The organism is Mesorhizobium sp. CAU 1732 (genome assembly GCF_039888675.1).
Lineage (GTDB): Bacteria > Pseudomonadota > Alphaproteobacteria > Rhizobiales > Rhizobiaceae > Aerobium.
Window position 1 is genome coordinate 54,646 of record NZ_JBDQQR010000005.1, and the last position, 16,615, is coordinate 71,260.

The window sequence follows — 16,615 nt, forward strand, 5'->3', positions numbered from 1 at the left end:
CTCATTTCCGCGAATCGGTGTCAAGAGTCACTGCGTCGTCCAGTGAGCTGAATTCTTTTGCCTAACTACAGGTGAAAGAGATGCAGACGCATATCACAACGACGCCCTTTGGGCGGCGAGCGTTGACGCTTGGCCAGATTTCCAGCCAAGTGGCCGCCAAGGCCATGCCTGAAGCGGCACTGACGAACAAATGGAAGACATTCGGACATATCCGTGAAGCACGGGAGCTGATCGGCGCGACTGATCGCGGTCTCGCAATCCTGAACGCGCTGCTCACCTTTCATCGCGAAACCGATCTGTCTGCCGAGAGCGAGCTGGTCGTCTGGCCTTCTAACGAACAACTCATGGCACGCGCCAACGGCATGCCTCCGACCACACTTCGCCGGCATCTGGCCGTCCTCGTCGATTGCGGACTGATCATTCGCAGGGACAGCCCCAACGGCAAGCGCTTCGCCCGCCGGGGCAGGGGAGGAGAGGTCGAGCAGGCCTATGGCTTCGATCTGTCGCCGATCGTCGCCCGCGCCAGCGAGTTCGCAGACCTGGCCGAGACGGTGCAGGCTGAGAAGAAGGCCTTCAGGGTCGTGCGCGAGCGCCTTACGCTTCTGCGCCGTGACATCAGCAAGATGATTGAGACGGCCATCGAGGAGCATGTTCCGGGCAACTGGGGCAGGGTGCTGCAGAACTATCGCTCAATAGTCGAGAGGCTTCCTAGGACGGCGCCACGACAGCTTCTGGAGGATATCTGCGTTGATCTGGAGATCCTTCACGGCGATATCCGGGAAGTGTTGGAATCATTCGTAAAAACACAGAATCCGGACGCCAATGAGTCCCATTTTGGTCGCCACATACAGAATTCAAATCCAGACCAATCTTATGAATCTAAATATGGCTTACGAGAGAAGGAGGAAGCGGGCGGCGGCGCCGCGGAAACCGACAACGTGCGGAGCCTGCCGAAACGGGATCTGCCCCTGAGCATTGTAGTGAACGCCTGCCCGAACGTGACCGACCTGAGCGGCGGGAACGAGGTGCGATACTGGCGCGACCTTGTCGCTGCGGCCGAAACCGGACGGAAAGTCCTTGGGATCAGCCCCAGCGCCTGGCAGGAAGCTTGCGAGGTGATGGGCGACCAGCAGGCTGCGATCACACTGGTGGCGATTTACCAGCGGACGGACCAGATCAGCAGCGCCGGCGGCTATCTGCGAAATCTCACCGACAGGGCCCGGGAAGGCAAATTCTCGACATGGCCGATGATCATGGCCCTTGCGAGGGCGAAACTGGAGGAAAGCAGGAAGCCGGATATCGCACCGGCCGCCACCAAGCAGGACGATGTTCCGAAAATGCCGGTTTCCGACGCCTTGCTCAAAACGCTGCAGAAGCCACGGTTTCGGACGTGATCGATGAGCGCCTTCTCGTTTTCACGTCTCGTTTGGCCCCGAGGTCAGCAATCCCGATCGCTTGGCGCGATCGATCAGGTTCTTGACCGAGGAAGGCGACCATTTCGAGCCGCCGCGCGGCGTTCGCTCATGCAGGCGCTCGAGCTGGCCCGCGATCTCGCGAAGGGTGAGCTCGGGATTGGACGAGTGAATGCCAGCAACCAGCGTCATCAGCCGGTCCTCGGGAAGACGGGGAGGGGATTTTCGGAGCAAAACCGCATCCGCCATGCCCTCGGCTACCATCCATTTCACCGCACGGCGCAGTCGTTCCGGTGTCCACTCGGTTCCCCGCTGCTTCAGGACGCGGGCAACATCGTCCCAGGTATGATCCGGCCGCATGCGGCGTACCGTAGGAAGCCACTGGTTTGCGGTCGCCTGGACCCGCTCGCCATAGGCAGCCTTCTGCGCGGCCGTCATCTTCGCCAGCGCCTCCGGCCGCCGCTCACGAATACCGGGATTTCCTGGTTTCTTTCCTCTCGCTTTTGCAGCCCGGATCCCCGCTTTGGTGCGTTCCGAGATCAACGCGCGCTCGAGCTGCGCCACGGCGCCGAGAACCTGCAGCGAGAACATGCCCTGGGGTGTCGACGTGTCGATCGGATCGCGCAGCGAGCGGAAATGCGCGCCCTTGGCAGCGAGATCCTCGATCACCTCAAGCAGATGGCTGACCGATCGCGCCAGGCGGTCGAGACGAACGACGACCAGTGTGTCGCCAGCGGCGATGTCGCGGATCAGTTTCGCAAGAGCAGGGCGAGCGCGCGATGCGCCCGAACCGTGTTCCTGTACGATAAGGTCGCAGCCGGCCGAGCGTAGCTCGATCTCCTGCGCTTCCGTCGCCTGCTCGTCGGTGGAGACGCGGGCGTAACCGATAAGGCGACCCTGTGGTCGACGGGAAGCTTGATTTTGTGAGTCAGCGGCCATTTGGAGCGCCTGAGAGAGTAGGGGAGGGCAGTTTTCCAAATGCAGAAGATACGCCTAACCGATCGGTTGTAAACGTCTTTTGACGATATTGAAGACGTCGCCACACCGCGAAAACACCGAGAAAACGGTCATTCTCGGTGATCTGAAGCGTGATTGGCGGGCGTCTGTTCAATCCCGATGGCCACAGCGCGCTAGATCGTACCCGCGCGAGAGAACTTTACCTATATGACGGAAGACAATGGCGTGATAGCTTCCGTATCATGCTTTGGGACGTTCATTTCCAATGACTTATGAAATCGGCAAATTGCTTCTGGAGAGCCTTCTGCCGGCCATGGCGCGGGCGGAAGATCAACTCGCCCGTTTGGACGAGATCGTGCGACGCAGTCCGGCGGGCGAGGGCTTTGTCGAGCGCGGACATTTCTTCGACGCGGCTGCCAGCATGTGGGTCGCCGGGGAACTCGTCCATATCGAGGATCTCGTTCTGCACGATGCCCGGATGGACGTCCGGGCGCCGACGCACGAGCTGACGATCGCGCACGCCATCCTTCGATCGCGACGTCGGATCGCCGGCGTCGAGCCGAGTTGGGCGTTCAGCGAAGCCGGCCTCGCCGCGCTCGCTGGATCCGCTGCCATAGAGCCGGACCGCGATTTTGCATCGCCTGACCCGGTAGGGCAGGTCGATCTTGATTCCGCGGACGAGCGGGATGACGACCCCCTCGCCAGGGAGTTCGCTCATATCGATGCCGTCATCACTCGCTCGCAGCGCGTATTGGAGCACCTAGCCGAAGGCGTCATTCCGAAGCCCCCCGAACGGTCGCTGCTGGCCGTTGGCGATCTCGTAATCCGCGATCCGGACTGGGATGAGCGCGAGCGCATGGCGGAGTGGCGCAACGTCTTGAAAGCCACAGAGGAATTCCCCCCGGTCCTGTCGGCGGCGCTTCTGTTCGATGCCTGGGAAACCCTCGAACCGCTGCAACGACAACATGGGTTGGGCGGCCAGCTCGTCGCTGCTCATCTACGCGCGCGGGGCAAGGTCATGTCGCACCTGCCGACCTTTCATGTCGGGCTGAAAGCCGTACCGCGTGAACGCAGGCGCGCGCACGGAAGGACGGCGCGACTCCAAGCGTTCCTCGATGCGATGTCGGCTGCGGCCGAAGCAGGCTTCAAGGAAATCGCTCGGCTCAGTCACGCGCGCGAGCAGATGGAGCGGAAGGCGAGGGGGCGGCGCTCTTCGAGCAGCTTGCCCGCGGCGATCGAGCTGATCCTGTCGCGCCCAATCGTCTCGGCGGCGACCGTGGCTAAGGCGGCTGGCGTGACCCCGCGCGGGGCGCTCAACCTGATCGCCGACCTCGGCATTCGCGAGGCGACCGGGAGGGGGCGATATCGAGCCTGGGGAGTCATTTAACGCCCGTGCAGAAGTATCTCTACTGCGCGTTCACCGCAGCTCCCCTTTTCAGCCGGTGCTGAAAAGGCGCGTTGTGATGAAAGGGATTGACATATTTCACCAAAGGAACCACTTTCAGCAAATGCTGAAAGCGACCGAAAATGTGAAGCAGCTCGAAGGTCAGGCGGCGGATGCTGTCCAAGCCCTGCTGCGGGATGTGCCGGTTATCCGCACGTTTGCGGTCGAGTCTGCACCACCTGGTTCCTACGTCGATCTTGTTGTCAGACTGAATCTCGACGGGCACGAGCGGCTGCTGGTTTGCGAAGTCAAGTCGATCGGACAACCCCGGCACGTGCGGGCGGCTCTCCTTCAGCTGCAGAAGGTGGCGAGCAGCTTTGACCCTCCGGCGACGCCGATCTTCATCGCTCCTTATCTGTCCACGGACGCGCAAGCCCTCTGCCGCGAGTTCGACGTGGGTTTCGTCGATCTCGTAGGCAACGCAAGGGTCACGTTCGACAGCGTGTTCATCGAGCGGCAGGTAGATGCCAAGCCGCCCGCTGTCCAACGCAGCCTGAAATCCATCTTCAAGCCGAAATCCGCGCAGGTGTTGCGCGTCCTTCTTCGCGAACCTGCGCGGGCATGGCGAGTCGCGGATCTGGCGGAAGCATCCGGCGTGAGCCTTGGCCATGTCAGCAATGTTCGCGGTGAACTGGTCGATCGCGAATTGGCCGAGGTTGCCGATGACGGCCTTCGGCTGTCGCATCCGGACCGTCTCCTCGACGCTTGGCGCGAGGCTTACGAGCCGCCCCTTGGCGAGCGCGTGGAGTTCTACACCACGCTCCATGGGCAACCTCTCGACCATGCCCTGCGCAGTGTTTTGCACATGGAGGACAGTGGATCCCACGCCGTCTTGGCATCATTCTCGGCGGCACATTGGCTCTCGCCCTACGGGCGAGTACCAACTCAGTATTGCTACGCGGATGCGGGCGGGCTTGTCGCTCTGCGCTCCGCCCTGAAGATGGCACCTGCCCGGTCGGGAGCCAATGTAGTCGTGACAGTCCTAAAGGATCACGGCGTCTTCCTGGATGCAGTGGAACCTGCGCCCGGCGTCTTCTGTACGAGCCCGGTCCAGACTTATCTCGACCTTGCCTTTGCCGGCGAACGCGGCGCCGAGGCTGCCGACCACCTGCGACAGGAGCTTCTCGCATGGCGAAAATAGTGCCACCCGACCCTCAATCCGCCTCGGACTATGAGGACCGTACCACAAGGGCCGTGAAAGGCGTCCTGATCGAGATCGGCCAGATCCTCGGCAGCTTCAAGGGCAAGTTCGCCGTGATCGGCGGCGCGGTCCCCTGGCTGCTTCTCGACAATGAGGACATGCCGCATGTCGGCACACTCGACGTCGACCTTGGTCTCGATGCAGAGGCTCTCGGGGATGGCGAGTATGTCACCCTCGTCGAGGCTCTGATGGGGCAGGGCTATAAACAGCGGGAGGAGCTTCGCCGCTTCCAGCTCGTGCGGGAAGTCCCTGTCGATGACGGAGGCGCGCCCATCGACATCGTCGTCGATTTCCTCATGCCGCGGCATGCGGAAATCGTGAAGAACAATCCGCCGATCCTGAGCGATTTTGCTGTCCAGAGGGCCGATGGAGCCGATCTCGCCCTTCGCTTCTATCAGCTCGTCGCCATCTCGGGCGACATGCCCGAAGGCGGCACGAACCGCGTTGAAGTCGCAGTATGTTCGATTCCTGCTTTGTTGGCGATGAAGGGCCATGCCCTGAACGGCCGGCATAAGCAGAAGGACGCCTACGACATCTACTATTGCATCCGCAATTATCCGGACGGGACCGATGCTTTGGCTGAGGTCTGCAAGCCCTTGCTCGAACACAAGAGCGGAGCCCAAGGCTACAAGTTCATCTCAGAGAAGTTCGATGTTCCGGAAGGCTATGGTCCGACTAGCGTGCGAAAATTCGTCGACGAAACGGCGATACTCGACGGTCGCACACCCGAGCAGTGGCAACAGGACGCCTTCGGCCAGGTTGATGCTTGGCTGCGGGCGCTCGGAGTACGTCGGTAGCGAGATCGATACTACATCGCCGGAATGACTGATGAGCGGAAAGACAGGGTCCTCAGGCGCGGGGCGTCATTGCTGCGAAGAGAAGACGGACATCGAAACCGCCGGCGTCGGGCTCACAGGACGCCGCATTAGATCATGCGGTGTTCCTCATGGTTTCAAGCTGAAATGGAGATACTGCCATGCCGCTTCCGGCTTTCGATGAGCTACCGTTCAACGCTCGCCCTGACCTGACGCCCTATCTTCTTCATCTGACCAAGAACACAGATTCTGAAGACAAATTCTCTGGCTATGACAATCTAGTAAGCATTTTGAGAACGGGTGAGATTTGGGGCAGCAGTTCGAAGAGGGGATTCATCAAGGGGCCTAATAAGGCCGCTTGTTTTATGGACGTCCCGTTCGCCTCGCTCAAATATGTGCTTACTCCGGAGAACTCCGATCCGCAGGCGCCACGCTACGAGCCCTACGGGATCGCAGTTACGAAGCGCTACGCCTATGGCAAAGGCTGCCGGCCAGTGCTCTATCTCTCGGACGCTGAGACCACGGAGTTGCAGATTCCTCGCAATGAGCTCTGGCGCGTCGTGCGTTTTGAGGTGAGCAAGAAGGGGTGGATCAGCTGGCTGCATGAACGGGAATGGCGCTGCAAGGGCAACTTCGTGCTCCCTTCAAGCGTTCAAGCCGTCTTCGTGCGCAACACGCGGGAGGCCGAACGCTTGAACAAGGATCTCGCGAGCTCAAAGTCAGATTTCAAATGCCGCCCGCGCGCCGTTGTCCCGCTGACCGTTATGTGCCAGGGTCTTCTCGCCTGAGAAGACCCACGGAGGCTTCCCAGCTCCGTGCGGCTCAGCTCAACGCGCTCCGGAACCGCTCATGCATTACCGCCGCGCGTTTTCCGACTTCTCATTTCTTCGGCTTCATCTGTGGTCGGGCTGCTTCCGCAGCATCGCTATCGGCCTTTAGGTTAGAGATGAGGGCCTCAAGCTCGGCGACGTCAGTAGCGAACTCAGCCGGCGAGGGGACCGGCACTGTATCGGCTGCGGGATTATCGTGGCTGTGCGTATTGGCTCGGGTCATGCCCTCATGGAAACGAACGGCGAGCGCATCCGAGAGGCAGACATATCGCAACAGCTGAGTCTGAATCACATCGGTGCCGCGGCGCACGATATCCTTGAAAATGATCTCCTCCACGACACGTTCATAGGTGTCGCGAAGCCGCCCATACAGGTTCTTCACAGCGACTTCGTAGTCGGCAGGACTCGTTGTATGGAGTTTCGACAGCTGCGCTGAATCATTCTTTATTCGGCCGATGCGCTTGGCGACGTTCATGCCCTTCCAAGGCATTCCGGCCGCATCGATCTTGCCCGCAGCGCTCTTGTCGCTGAACAGCGCGACCGTGACGGGTTCGATCCCCTGCGCGTCGGCTGTTCGGCAGAGCTCATTGAAGAAGACGATGTCGTGCGTGAACACGATCACCTGCCTTCTTAGCGCCTCCTCACTGATGCGCTCCGCCACCTTGACGCTCCGATCACGGTCGAGCGAGGAGACGGGATCATCGATCACGATCGCACCTGATCCGTCGGTGAGGGCGACTTCCGTCAGGAAACCGGCGAGGGCCAAAGCGCGCTGCTCGCCTTCGCTGAGAATTTCAGATGTCACCTTCGTCAGCTTTGTTTGTGGATTGACCTCGAATTCCGCCTTTGTCTTGTCGCTCTTGCGTGCGAGTCCGACATTCAGGTGCATGATGTCGAACCCGGTGCGCTCCGCATCAAAGCGCGTGACCACGGCCTTCGTCAGGTGAGTATCCAGTAAATCGTTCGCCCGTTGTGTAATTCCTTTAGTCTGGACATCTGCGAGAGCCTTCAAATATGCGTCGTCGACGACCAACAGATCGCGTCGCGCGACAAGCTTCGACTTGTTCGCCGAGAGGGTCTTGCGATCCTCAAGCTCGGCTTTCTCAGCCGTGAGTTTGGTTCGCTCCTCTGCATTCCCGGCTTGCGCAAGGCCGTCCTTCTCGGCTTTCAGCTTGAGTGCAAACGCTTGCACCTCAAGGAGCGGCACCACCATCGGGGGCGCCGTCTCGTATGCATCACCGTGAAGGCGCGCAATCGCTTGGTCGCGGCGTTTCACCGCCGCTGCCTGGAAGCTCACGAGAAGATCAGCTAACCCCGTATCGCGCTTTCGAATTTGCTCGAGCCGGTCCGCGAAATCCACCGCCCGAAGGCAGGCTAGTTCGTGCAGTGTTGCAACCGCATCAGCGACCGCCTTCTCCGCCGCTGTCGCCGCTCGGTCCAACGTATCGTCCATGTACTTTTGGAAGCGCTGCATCCGGCTCGCCCCTTCGGGCAGCAGAGGCTGCTGACACAGCACGCAGGCAGAGGGCGCGTCGTCCACGGACACCACCGGGAAGGTTTTGCCGACATAGGCTTCCTTAACCGAGTAGTCGCGGGCGGCTGCCCAGAGCGCCCGCCACGTGTCGCTGCCCACTCCCGGGAGAGGCTCGTCTGTAAAGAGAGCGCCGGCGGCGACCGTGGCGGCGTTCCTTGCCGTGGTTGCCATATCGCGCAGAGCGGTAAGCTTCTCAAGGGGTTCGTCAGTCAACGTCGCTCCAACAGCGGCGCTTTCGGTAGCAAGCGTCTCTGCCCATTTGGCGAAAGCCGTGACGTCGGCGGCGGCAGCAGCACCAGCCGACAGCGCCACGGTGATTTCTACCAGGCGCTTTTGGTCTGTCTCGCAAAATGCGGTCGCCGTGTCGATCTGGGCGTCCGTCGTGAGTTTGTTGAGCGCCTTGTCGAACCGCTGGGCTGCGGTGTCCCGCGCCGGGGCGAACGATATTGCTGTAAGGCTGACCTTGTTTCCAACCTCGGTCGCGCGCTCCGCCTCGAGCGTGTCCTTCAGGCCGAGGCAGACGCCGTTCAGTCGATGAGGCAGGGCCAGTCCGAAGGGAAGAAAGCGGATCTGATTGCCGCCATCGACGTAGATCTGCGCGGAGGCAGAATCGAAGACCGCCACCTGCATGAGTTCAGGGGAAGCCGTATTTCCCGGAGACCATGCAATGGGAATATCTCCAGCACCTGCGTCGATGATGATCTCTGCGGTTTGCGGTCCTGTCGATACTCCATAAACGTCGGCGAGAACCTTGAGTTTGGCCGGATTCTCGACGCGCGTGCGGCAGGCAGTTCTCAAAATCCGCACGAAGCCGCTCTTGCCGCTGCCATTGCGGCCATAAACGATCGTCAGAGCTTTCGGACAAAAGGTGAGGCCTGCCTTTGGTACGAGCCGGTTAATGTTCTCGGCATTGGCGATACCCTTCAGCACGATGGGCTGGTGTTTTCCGCCCCCGAAATGGCTTTTGACGAAAGGAACGGCCGCCGGCGGAGCGCTGGCAAGGGTGAATCCGGCAGCTTTTTTGACCATGCCCAGCAGCTCGCCGAGGTCGCCGTCCGTAAGGTCATTGCTGATCGCGAGTCTGCGCAGGGCATCCTGCTTCCAGGACGACAATTTATTCGACCAATCCAAGACATCGTCTATCGGCTCTCTAGTCATTATTGTCCCCCCGAATGATGATATGCTTTTATACGATTTTCTGCGGGTAATGCCCGCCCGATCAGCTAATTCAATACCACGGCGGTTGCCCAACGCGTAAGGTCCAACCCCTACGAGCAGACGGCAAACAAAAAGGGGCAGGAATTGACGTATCGCTTTGTTCACGCTGCGGATATCCATCTCGACTCGCCGCTACGTTCGCTCGCGCTACGCCATACCGATCTCGCCGAGCTGATCGGCAACGCCACTCGGCAAGCCTTCGTGCGTACTATCGACCTTTGCCTCGACGAACAGGTCGATGCTCTCGTGATCGCTGGCGACCTCTACGACGGGGATCAAACCTCGATGAAGACGGCCCGCTTTCTGGCCGAGCAACTGCGGCGCCTCGACCAGGCGGGCATCCGCGTCTTCATCATCCGCGGCAATCATGACGCGCTGTCGAGGATCACCAAGGAATTGGTGCTCCCCGATTCCGTGAAAGTTTTCGGCGGACGAGCGGAAGCGATCGCTATCGATCGGGCTCCCGGACGCGTCCCCGTCGTCATCCATGGCCTGAGCTTTGCTCAGCCCCATGCGCCGGAGAACCTCCTGGGGCGGTTTCGACCTGTGGTGGATGGGGCGATCAATATTGGCATTCTGCATACGAGCCTAGGCGGCTCCCGCGATCACGACCTCTATGCTCCGTGCAGCCTTTTCGATCTCCAGGCGACGGGATTTCACTATTGGGCGCTTGGCCACGTGCACAAGCGCTCCACCGCCGAGGGAGCGTGCGCGATTGTGATGCCGGGCATGCCGCAGGGTCGCGATATCAACGAAGCGGGACCTAAATCGGTCACGCTCGTGACCATCTCCGACGATCGTTCGATTCGCTTGGAAGAGCATTTCACCAGCGTCGCTCAATTCGAGCGGATTTCCATCGACGCCACCGGTTTGGACGATTGGCGCGATTTGGTGTCGGCCCTGACACGCGCGCTCGAGAACGTGCGCGATGAGGTCCGCGCCGAACATCTTGTTGCGCGCGTGCGCATAACGGGCGCGACACCGTTGGCTTGGCGCATGCGGCGTGACAGCGACTTGCTGAAAGCCGAAGCCGACGACAGAGCCTCCGTGATCGGTCGCAGCTGGATCGAGCAGCTCGAAATCGCTAGCCGTCCCGTAGAAGAGCGAGGCGAGGCCTCCGGCGACCCAATCAGGGAGCTTCATCGCCTGATCGAAGACGATGTCCTCACGTCGGCGGCATTGCGAAGCGAACTCACCAGCATCGCCGAAGAGATACGGGCTCAGTTGCCGCAAGAATGTCGGGACATTTTTGGCAAGGATGAAGCCGCCTTCCAAGATGTCGTCGCTCGTCTGGCACAAGAGGGCGCCGAGGGCGTCGTGGCGCGCCTCGAGGCTGCCGGCGGGGAGAGTTGAGCCATGCGCCTCCGTCGTCTTGACCTCACCCGCTACGGCAAATTTACCGACCGCAGCATTGACTTCGGCGAGCCAACAGCAGGCGAGCCAGACCTGCATGTTATCTATGGTCCGAATGAAGCCGGGAAATCGACGGTATTTTCCGCCTTTCTCGATCTCTTGTTCGGGATCGGCCCACAGAGCCCGTACAACTTCCTCCACCCATATGCGACCATGCGGATCGGTGCCTTGCTGGATAGCGGCGGCGAAACTAGGCGCTTCGCGCGCCTCAAGCGCCCGCAGAACAGTCTCATCGATGGTGAAGACCGCAGCATTCCTGAAGTCGCTATCCGCGGCGAACTCGGCGGCATTGATCGCGATGCCTATCGCACGATGTTCTCGCTTGACGATGAAACGCTGGAAAAGGGCGGCGAAAGCATCTTGTCCAGCAAAGGCGATCTCGGCCAATTGCTGTTCTCGGCCAGCGCGGGTCTCTCGCATCTCAGCGACAGACTCGGTGCTCTGACAGCGGATGCAGAAAGCTTTTACAAGTATCGCGCGCGCTCTGGCGCGCTGGCTGACCTGAAAGCACGTCTGGCCCAACTCAAGGCGGAGCGTGAGCAGTTCGATACGCTCGCGACGGAACATGCCAGGCTTGTAGACGGCCGGGACCGGGCAGCTACCCAGTATAATGAAGCGATCAAGGAACGTGGAGACATCCACCGCCGCATGGACGAGATCCAGCGTTATCTCACCGCATTGCCTCGCCTTTTCGCTTTGCGCGGCATCCGTGCGCGACTCGCGCCCTTGGCCGATATTCCCGAAGCTCCGCGAGGGTGGGCGTCCGAGGTACCCGACCTCCAGCGAAACGAAATCGAGCTCGGCGTCAAAACCAGGACGGTCGCGGACGAGATCAGCCAGCTTTCACACCAGATGAAGGAGATCGTCGTCAACGAGCCCGCATTACGGATTGCCGAGCGAGTGGAGCGGTTGGCCGAGCTGCGCGCGCGTTACGTCACGGCTGAAAAGGACCTTCCCGAGCGGCGTGTGCAGTTGCGCGAGCTCGACCTCGCGATTTCCGGAATTCTTCACCGCATTGAGCGGCCCGAGGAAGCTGAGCCCAAGCGGCTTGTACTGGGCGCAGCTACCATCGGTCGTCTGCGCGATCTGATCGAGTCGCGATCTGGCATCGACGCCGCGATCCGCACTGCTGCCGGAGAGCTTGAAGAGGCGCGGCGCCGGCTCGATGAAACTTCCGCGAAGCTGCCAGTGAGCGATTCGGATTCTCAAGCGCGCGGCGAACGTGAGCGCGCTTTCGCGGAACTGGCCGTCGTGGTCGAGGCGCTTCGTTCCGCCGACCATGATGTTCGGCGTCGGCACGCCGAGCGCGCTCGCGCTGCCGCCGTTGAGGTGCTGAACGATCGACTCGCTGAATTGCGCCCGTGGCAGGGTACCGAGAATGAGCTCGTCGCCATGGACTGCCCAAGTTCAGAAGCGCTTCAGAATTGGAAGATGCGCCGTGGCGAGGCCGAGTCGACAGGGTCCCAGCGCGCGGCAGAGATTGAACGGCTGACGACCATCCTTAGGCATTGCGAAGCCGAGCAGGCCAGCTTCGCATCGACGACAGGTGTCGTCTCCGACCACGAAGCTGCAGAAATCCGAACTCAGCGTGAGCAAGCTTGGGCGGTGCATCGTCGGACGCTTGACGCGGCGTCCGCTGATAATTTCGAGGCCGCCTTGCGGCACGATGATATCGTAAGCGCCGGGCGCTTTTCTCACATGGGCGATCTTGCGAGGCTGCATCAGAATGGGCAAGCGCTCGCCGTCGCCAAGGCGGATCTGACACGCGCCGTCGAGCTTGGCCGCGGGGCCGATGCAATGTTGGCGGCAATCGATGCGGAGATCGCGACCGGAACCGGTACGATAGCCTCCTGCTTCCCTGGGACACCGTCGCTCACGCAGCTTGAGTCTTGGCTCGCTCGTCGTGACAAGGCGCTCGAGGCCCGCCAAGCGGTTCAAATCGCCTCGCGGGACATCCGTTCTGCTGAGAAAGATGCGGCCGTCGCTGTCGAACGGCTTATAGCCGCGATGACGGCCGCTGGCCTTTCGCCGGGCTCTGACGCGAGCTTCGATGTTATACTCGCCAAGGCTCAGACGTCGCTCGATCGCGAAGCTGAGCTCCGCCGTCTCCGTGACGAGCTGGATGACCGCGGCCACGATGTCGTCCTGCGAGAACGCACTGTGGAACAGGCAGGATCGGATGATCGGGCCTGGGCAGAGGCGTGGGCAAAGACGTGCCGCGGGTGCTGGCTAGGCGAGGCGCTTGAGCTGCCCGGCGTGGGCGCCGTACGCGAGGCGCTCGCTGCGGTCTCCGAGCTTTCGCCCACCATCGAGAAGCGCGCTACACTGCTGGATCGTATCGAGAAGATGGAAAGGGACCAACTTGCATTCAATGAGGAGGTCGTTGCACTCACACGACTTCTGGAAATCGAAGTCGGGTCCGAAACCGTGCTCGCGTTGGCGCAGCGTATCGGAGAACAGGTTCGCAACGCAGCCGTCGACCGAGATCGCCGATCCAGCTTAACGAATAGGGTCGAAACGGCAAAGGAACGGCAGAGCGAGCTCGCTGAAGCCGAAGCCGTTCACAACGAGCACAAGCGACGAATGACGGCGTTTTTCGGAGTCGTCTCTCTTGAAGAGGTGGGCCAGAAGCTGTCAGCCATCGAGCGACGAGCCGAACTTATGGCTCAGGCGCGGGATGCGGAGCAGGACATTGTCGAGGCATTGCGAGCGTCCGATGTTGCGGCTGCCGAGGTAGCCCTCGATCTGTCGGACAGACCTGCTCTCGATTCGGAGTTAGCCGAGTTGACCGCACAAGCGGACGAACACGACAAGCGGTGTCATGAGCTGTTCGCGGCAAAATCCGCCGCTCAGGACCGGGTCGAAGGGATTGGTGGAGACGCAAAGGTGGCTCTCATAGAGGAGCGCCGACGTACAACGCTTCTCGAGATCGAGGACGGCGCCGTGCGTTACCTTCAGCTCCGCGCCGGCATCGCGGCTACACAGCAGGCGCTTGCTGCTTATCGAGAACGCCATCGCAGCTCGATGATGGCGCGAGCTTCCGAAGCGTTTCGAACCATCAGTCGGGACGCCTATACCGGGCTCGTCGCGCAGCCTGGCAAGGACGGCGACACGCTGATAGCGCTTTCGGCCGAGGGCGGCTCGAAAGCCGCCGACAAACTCTCCAAGGGCACGCGCTTTCAGCTCTATCTTGCCTTGCGCGTCGCAGGATACCACGAGTTCGTCCGCTCCCGCAGTTCCGTGCCCTTCGTCGCAGACGACATCATGGAGACGTTTGATGATTTCCGCGCCGAGGAGGCGTTTCGCCTCTTCGCGGAAATGGCTCAGGCCGGCCAGGTGATCTACCTGACACATCACCAGCATCTGTGTGACATTGTTCAGCGCGTTTGCCCGGCGGCGCGGCTGCACCGACTAGACGGCGATGAGATGACAAGGAACGTCGCTTGATGTCGTATGCTACGATTTGTGACGGCTGAGCCGCGCATTACATCAGCGATCAGGTGACGCGATGATGGACACAGAGGGATTGTCAGGCGACGTATACTTGGCACCTTAGCGAATTGGAGAGGCAAACCAGATAATGGCGGACGGCGGGGATCGACCGTATTTCAAGTATTCCATCGTTCAGCTTGAAGAACTCTTCGAGCGATCCGGTGGGGATGTGGTTATCCTGAAGGCATTGGGACGCGAGCTCGCCGATCACCGAGGTACTGACCGCGCCGCGCGGCTCCTCGAGAAGGTGAAGCTCACATTGTCCGCTACTCGTCAGCGACGCGTCAACGCGGCTGACGAATTTGTCGAGAGTCCCCCTCCACTCGGAGCGAAGGTCATCGCATTCCCCAAGCCGGATCCGATGACGCCCAAGCCATCGCCATCGCGGCCGGCTGAACCGTCGGGAAGAGTTGAGCTTCCGCCTGTCCTCGACCTAGGCGCGCTTCCGATCTTCACCGCAACCCATACGGAGAATGAGCCGCGCGCCATTCTGGCTGCATGGAGCGCGCTTGAGTCACTGTCGCCCCAGACATTTCGGCGGCCGGAGGATCTCGCCGCCGGCGATCGCCGCAGTGTCACGGATTTTGCCAAAGGCGGCGTTCCCTGGGGCAGGGGAGAGCGATCGAAGCCGAAGTATCAGCTCTACTACCAGATCATTCTGGAATCGGTCGCCATGGACAAGGCGACAGAGGCGCTGATCAAATCCTTCGGACAGGACGAGGAGCGTGGGACTCGGGTCAGGGAAAAGGCCGCGATCGGCGCGATCCTCGTCGACAAGGACGGCTTCCTGCTGGAAGATAAATCCGTGGCCATATCGAGCTTCGCATGGGCCCTTCCTCTCGCCTTGCGGCTTGAACTCGGTGCGCTCGGCGCTTGGCCGACGATCGAGGAGAAGATCAAAGCCAAGGTCGAGGAAATCCTGCGCAGACGCGGTCACGACGGTCAGCCCCTCGCATTGGATATTGCCACGATCGAGACGGCATATCGCTGGCTTGTGCGCCAGTTTGGCCTGGCCTCGGATCTGTTGGAGCCACCTTCTTTCGCCCTGCGGGTGTACCACTACTACAAAGCCAAGAATCCTCCCGAGGTCGCTCTCCTCAATTCCTTCTTCCTGAACGATCTCGCGAAGGCCGCAGCCCTCGTCGCAGGCCCGTCTGCGCCGGCTGGTCTTAAGGGCTATCTTGGTCTCGAACGACCCACCACCGCCGTCGACCTTTTCGCCTCTGCGGGGGCGGTCGAAGAGGCGGTCGCCCCTAGGTTGACGCCGCTGGCGCGATGGCCGTCTCCCGGCGGCCATCCGCTTGTTCTGCTGCAGCAAGCAGCCGTGAACCTGACTCGGAAGGAGTTGCTGGGTAAGGACCGTATTATTGCCGTCAACGGACCACCCGGGACCGGGAAGACGACGTTGCTGCGCGACATCGTCGCCGCGAGCGTGCTCGATCGGGCGCTCGCCATGGCGACCTTCGAGGATCCGGAATCCGCATTCACACCGTCCGGCCAGAAACTCCAGACCGGCGATGCCGGCTATCTGCATCTGTACAAACTCGATCCCCGGCTCCGGGGCCATGAGGTCCTTGTCGCGTCGAGCAACAACAAGGCTGTCGAGAACATCAGCCGTGAGCTTCCCGCCCGCAAGGCTATCGGCCGAGGGGCGGACGAGATCAGCTATTTCCGCACCGTGAGCGATCTGGTTTACGGCCCGCGCGAGTCGGAGGACGATGACGAACGGGCGCGCCAGGAGCCGATCGAAACCTGGGGAATGATCGCAGCGGTCCTGGGCAACGCCCTAAACAGGGCAACCTTCACCCAGCGGTTCTGGTGGCACAAGGATCGTGGCTTTCGGATCTACCTGAAGGCGGCGAAGGGCGATTCCGTTGTCGAGGAGGTCAAGGACGAGGCGACCGGCCGGATCGTCGAGCGTCGTATTCCGGCCATCGTGTCGTTGGAGGCCCCCCCGTCGCCCCAGCAGGCGAAGGCGAACTGGCGCAAGGCGCGGGCCCGGCTGAATGCACTCAAGCGCGAGGTCGAGACCGAGCTCACGGCGATCGAAGGCGTGCGTGCGCTGTGTTTGAAGCTCTCGCCGGCCAGGGCAGAAATAGCCGAGGTAGAGAAGGTCAAATCCCGCCTCGCCGGCCAACGTCTCGAAGTTGAGCGGGAGCGTGACGCCAGCGAAGCGACCGTCGCGGATCGCCGTCGCGCACATGAAGCGGACTCTGCCGCGCTTGCTGCCGTCCGTCGCCGTCGCCCCGCTTTCTTCGCGCGCCTCTTCCGCATGCAGGTGTGGAGGGATTGACAGCTA

The 16,615-nt window shown here is 61.2% G+C and carries 10 protein-coding genes; 8 read left to right on the forward strand and 2 right to left on the reverse strand.

Features of this window, described 5'->3' with window-relative positions; translation table 11 throughout:
- Positions 1 to 80: 80 nt before the first annotated feature.
- Positions 81 to 1,394, forward strand: coding sequence for a plasmid replication protein RepC (repC, locus tag AAFN55_RS26015; RefSeq protein ID WP_347801986.1), 1,314 nt, complete (start codon positions 81 to 83; stop codon positions 1,392 to 1,394).
- Between the two features lie 21 nt (positions 1,395 to 1,415).
- Here the strand turns inward: repC and AAFN55_RS26020 are convergent, their stop codons facing one another.
- Complete coding sequence (locus tag AAFN55_RS26020; protein ID WP_347801915.1) at positions 1,416 to 2,351, reverse strand: recombinase family protein; 936 nt, start codon at positions 2,349 to 2,351, stop codon at positions 1,416 to 1,418.
- A 283-nt stretch (positions 2,352 to 2,634) separates the two neighbouring features.
- On the opposite strand from AAFN55_RS26020, the gene AAFN55_RS26025 reads away from it, so the two are divergent.
- From AAFN55_RS26025 to AAFN55_RS26040, 4 genes are all read left to right on the forward strand, one after another.
- Positions 2,635 to 3,756 carry an RHE_PE00001 family protein gene (locus AAFN55_RS26025; protein ID WP_347801916.1) on the forward strand — a complete coding sequence of 374 codons (1,122 nt, stop codon included), beginning with the start codon at positions 2,635 to 2,637 and terminating at the stop codon, positions 3,754 to 3,756.
- A 76-nt stretch (positions 3,757 to 3,832) separates the two neighbouring features.
- Complete coding sequence (locus AAFN55_RS26030) at positions 3,833 to 4,954, forward strand: type IV toxin-antitoxin system AbiEi family antitoxin (RefSeq protein ID WP_347801917.1); 1,122 nt, start codon at positions 3,833 to 3,835, stop codon at positions 4,952 to 4,954.
- The gene (locus AAFN55_RS26035; protein ID WP_347801918.1) at positions 4,942 to 5,811 is read left to right on the forward strand and encodes a nucleotidyl transferase AbiEii/AbiGii toxin family protein; all 870 of its coding nucleotides are present in this window, start codon (positions 4,942 to 4,944) and stop codon (positions 5,809 to 5,811) included. The genes AAFN55_RS26030 and AAFN55_RS26035 overlap by 13 nt, the downstream gene beginning before the upstream one ends.
- Before the next feature lie 179 nt (positions 5,812 to 5,990).
- Entirely contained in the window at positions 5,991 to 6,617 is a 627-nt protein-coding gene (locus AAFN55_RS26040) for a hypothetical protein (RefSeq protein ID WP_347801919.1), read from the forward strand.
- Positions 6,618 to 6,708: 91 nt separating this feature from the next.
- Here the strand turns inward: AAFN55_RS26040 and AAFN55_RS26045 are convergent, their stop codons facing one another.
- Positions 6,709 to 9,351, reverse strand: coding sequence for an AAA family ATPase (locus AAFN55_RS26045; RefSeq protein ID WP_347801920.1), 2,643 nt, complete (start codon positions 9,349 to 9,351; stop codon positions 6,709 to 6,711).
- 144 nt (positions 9,352 to 9,495) lie between these two features.
- Between AAFN55_RS26045 and AAFN55_RS26050 the strand changes: the two genes are divergently transcribed.
- The 3 genes from AAFN55_RS26050 to AAFN55_RS26060 all read left to right on the forward strand — a co-directional run bounded on the left by AAFN55_RS26050 (position 9,496) and on the right by AAFN55_RS26060 (position 16,609).
- On the forward strand, positions 9,496 to 10,764 hold the full coding sequence (locus AAFN55_RS26050; protein WP_347801921.1) for a DNA repair exonuclease: 1,269 nt from the start codon (positions 9,496 to 9,498) through the stop codon (positions 10,762 to 10,764).
- 3 nt (positions 10,765 to 10,767) lie between these two features.
- Positions 10,768 to 14,271, forward strand: a complete 3,504-nt coding sequence (locus tag AAFN55_RS26055) for an AAA family ATPase (RefSeq protein ID WP_347801922.1) — start codon at positions 10,768 to 10,770, stop codon at positions 14,269 to 14,271.
- Positions 14,272 to 14,404: 133 nt separating this feature from the next.
- Entirely contained in the window at positions 14,405 to 16,609 is a 2,205-nt protein-coding gene (locus tag AAFN55_RS26060; RefSeq protein WP_347801923.1) for a hypothetical protein, read from the forward strand.
- Positions 16,610 to 16,615 lie beyond the last annotated feature (6 nt).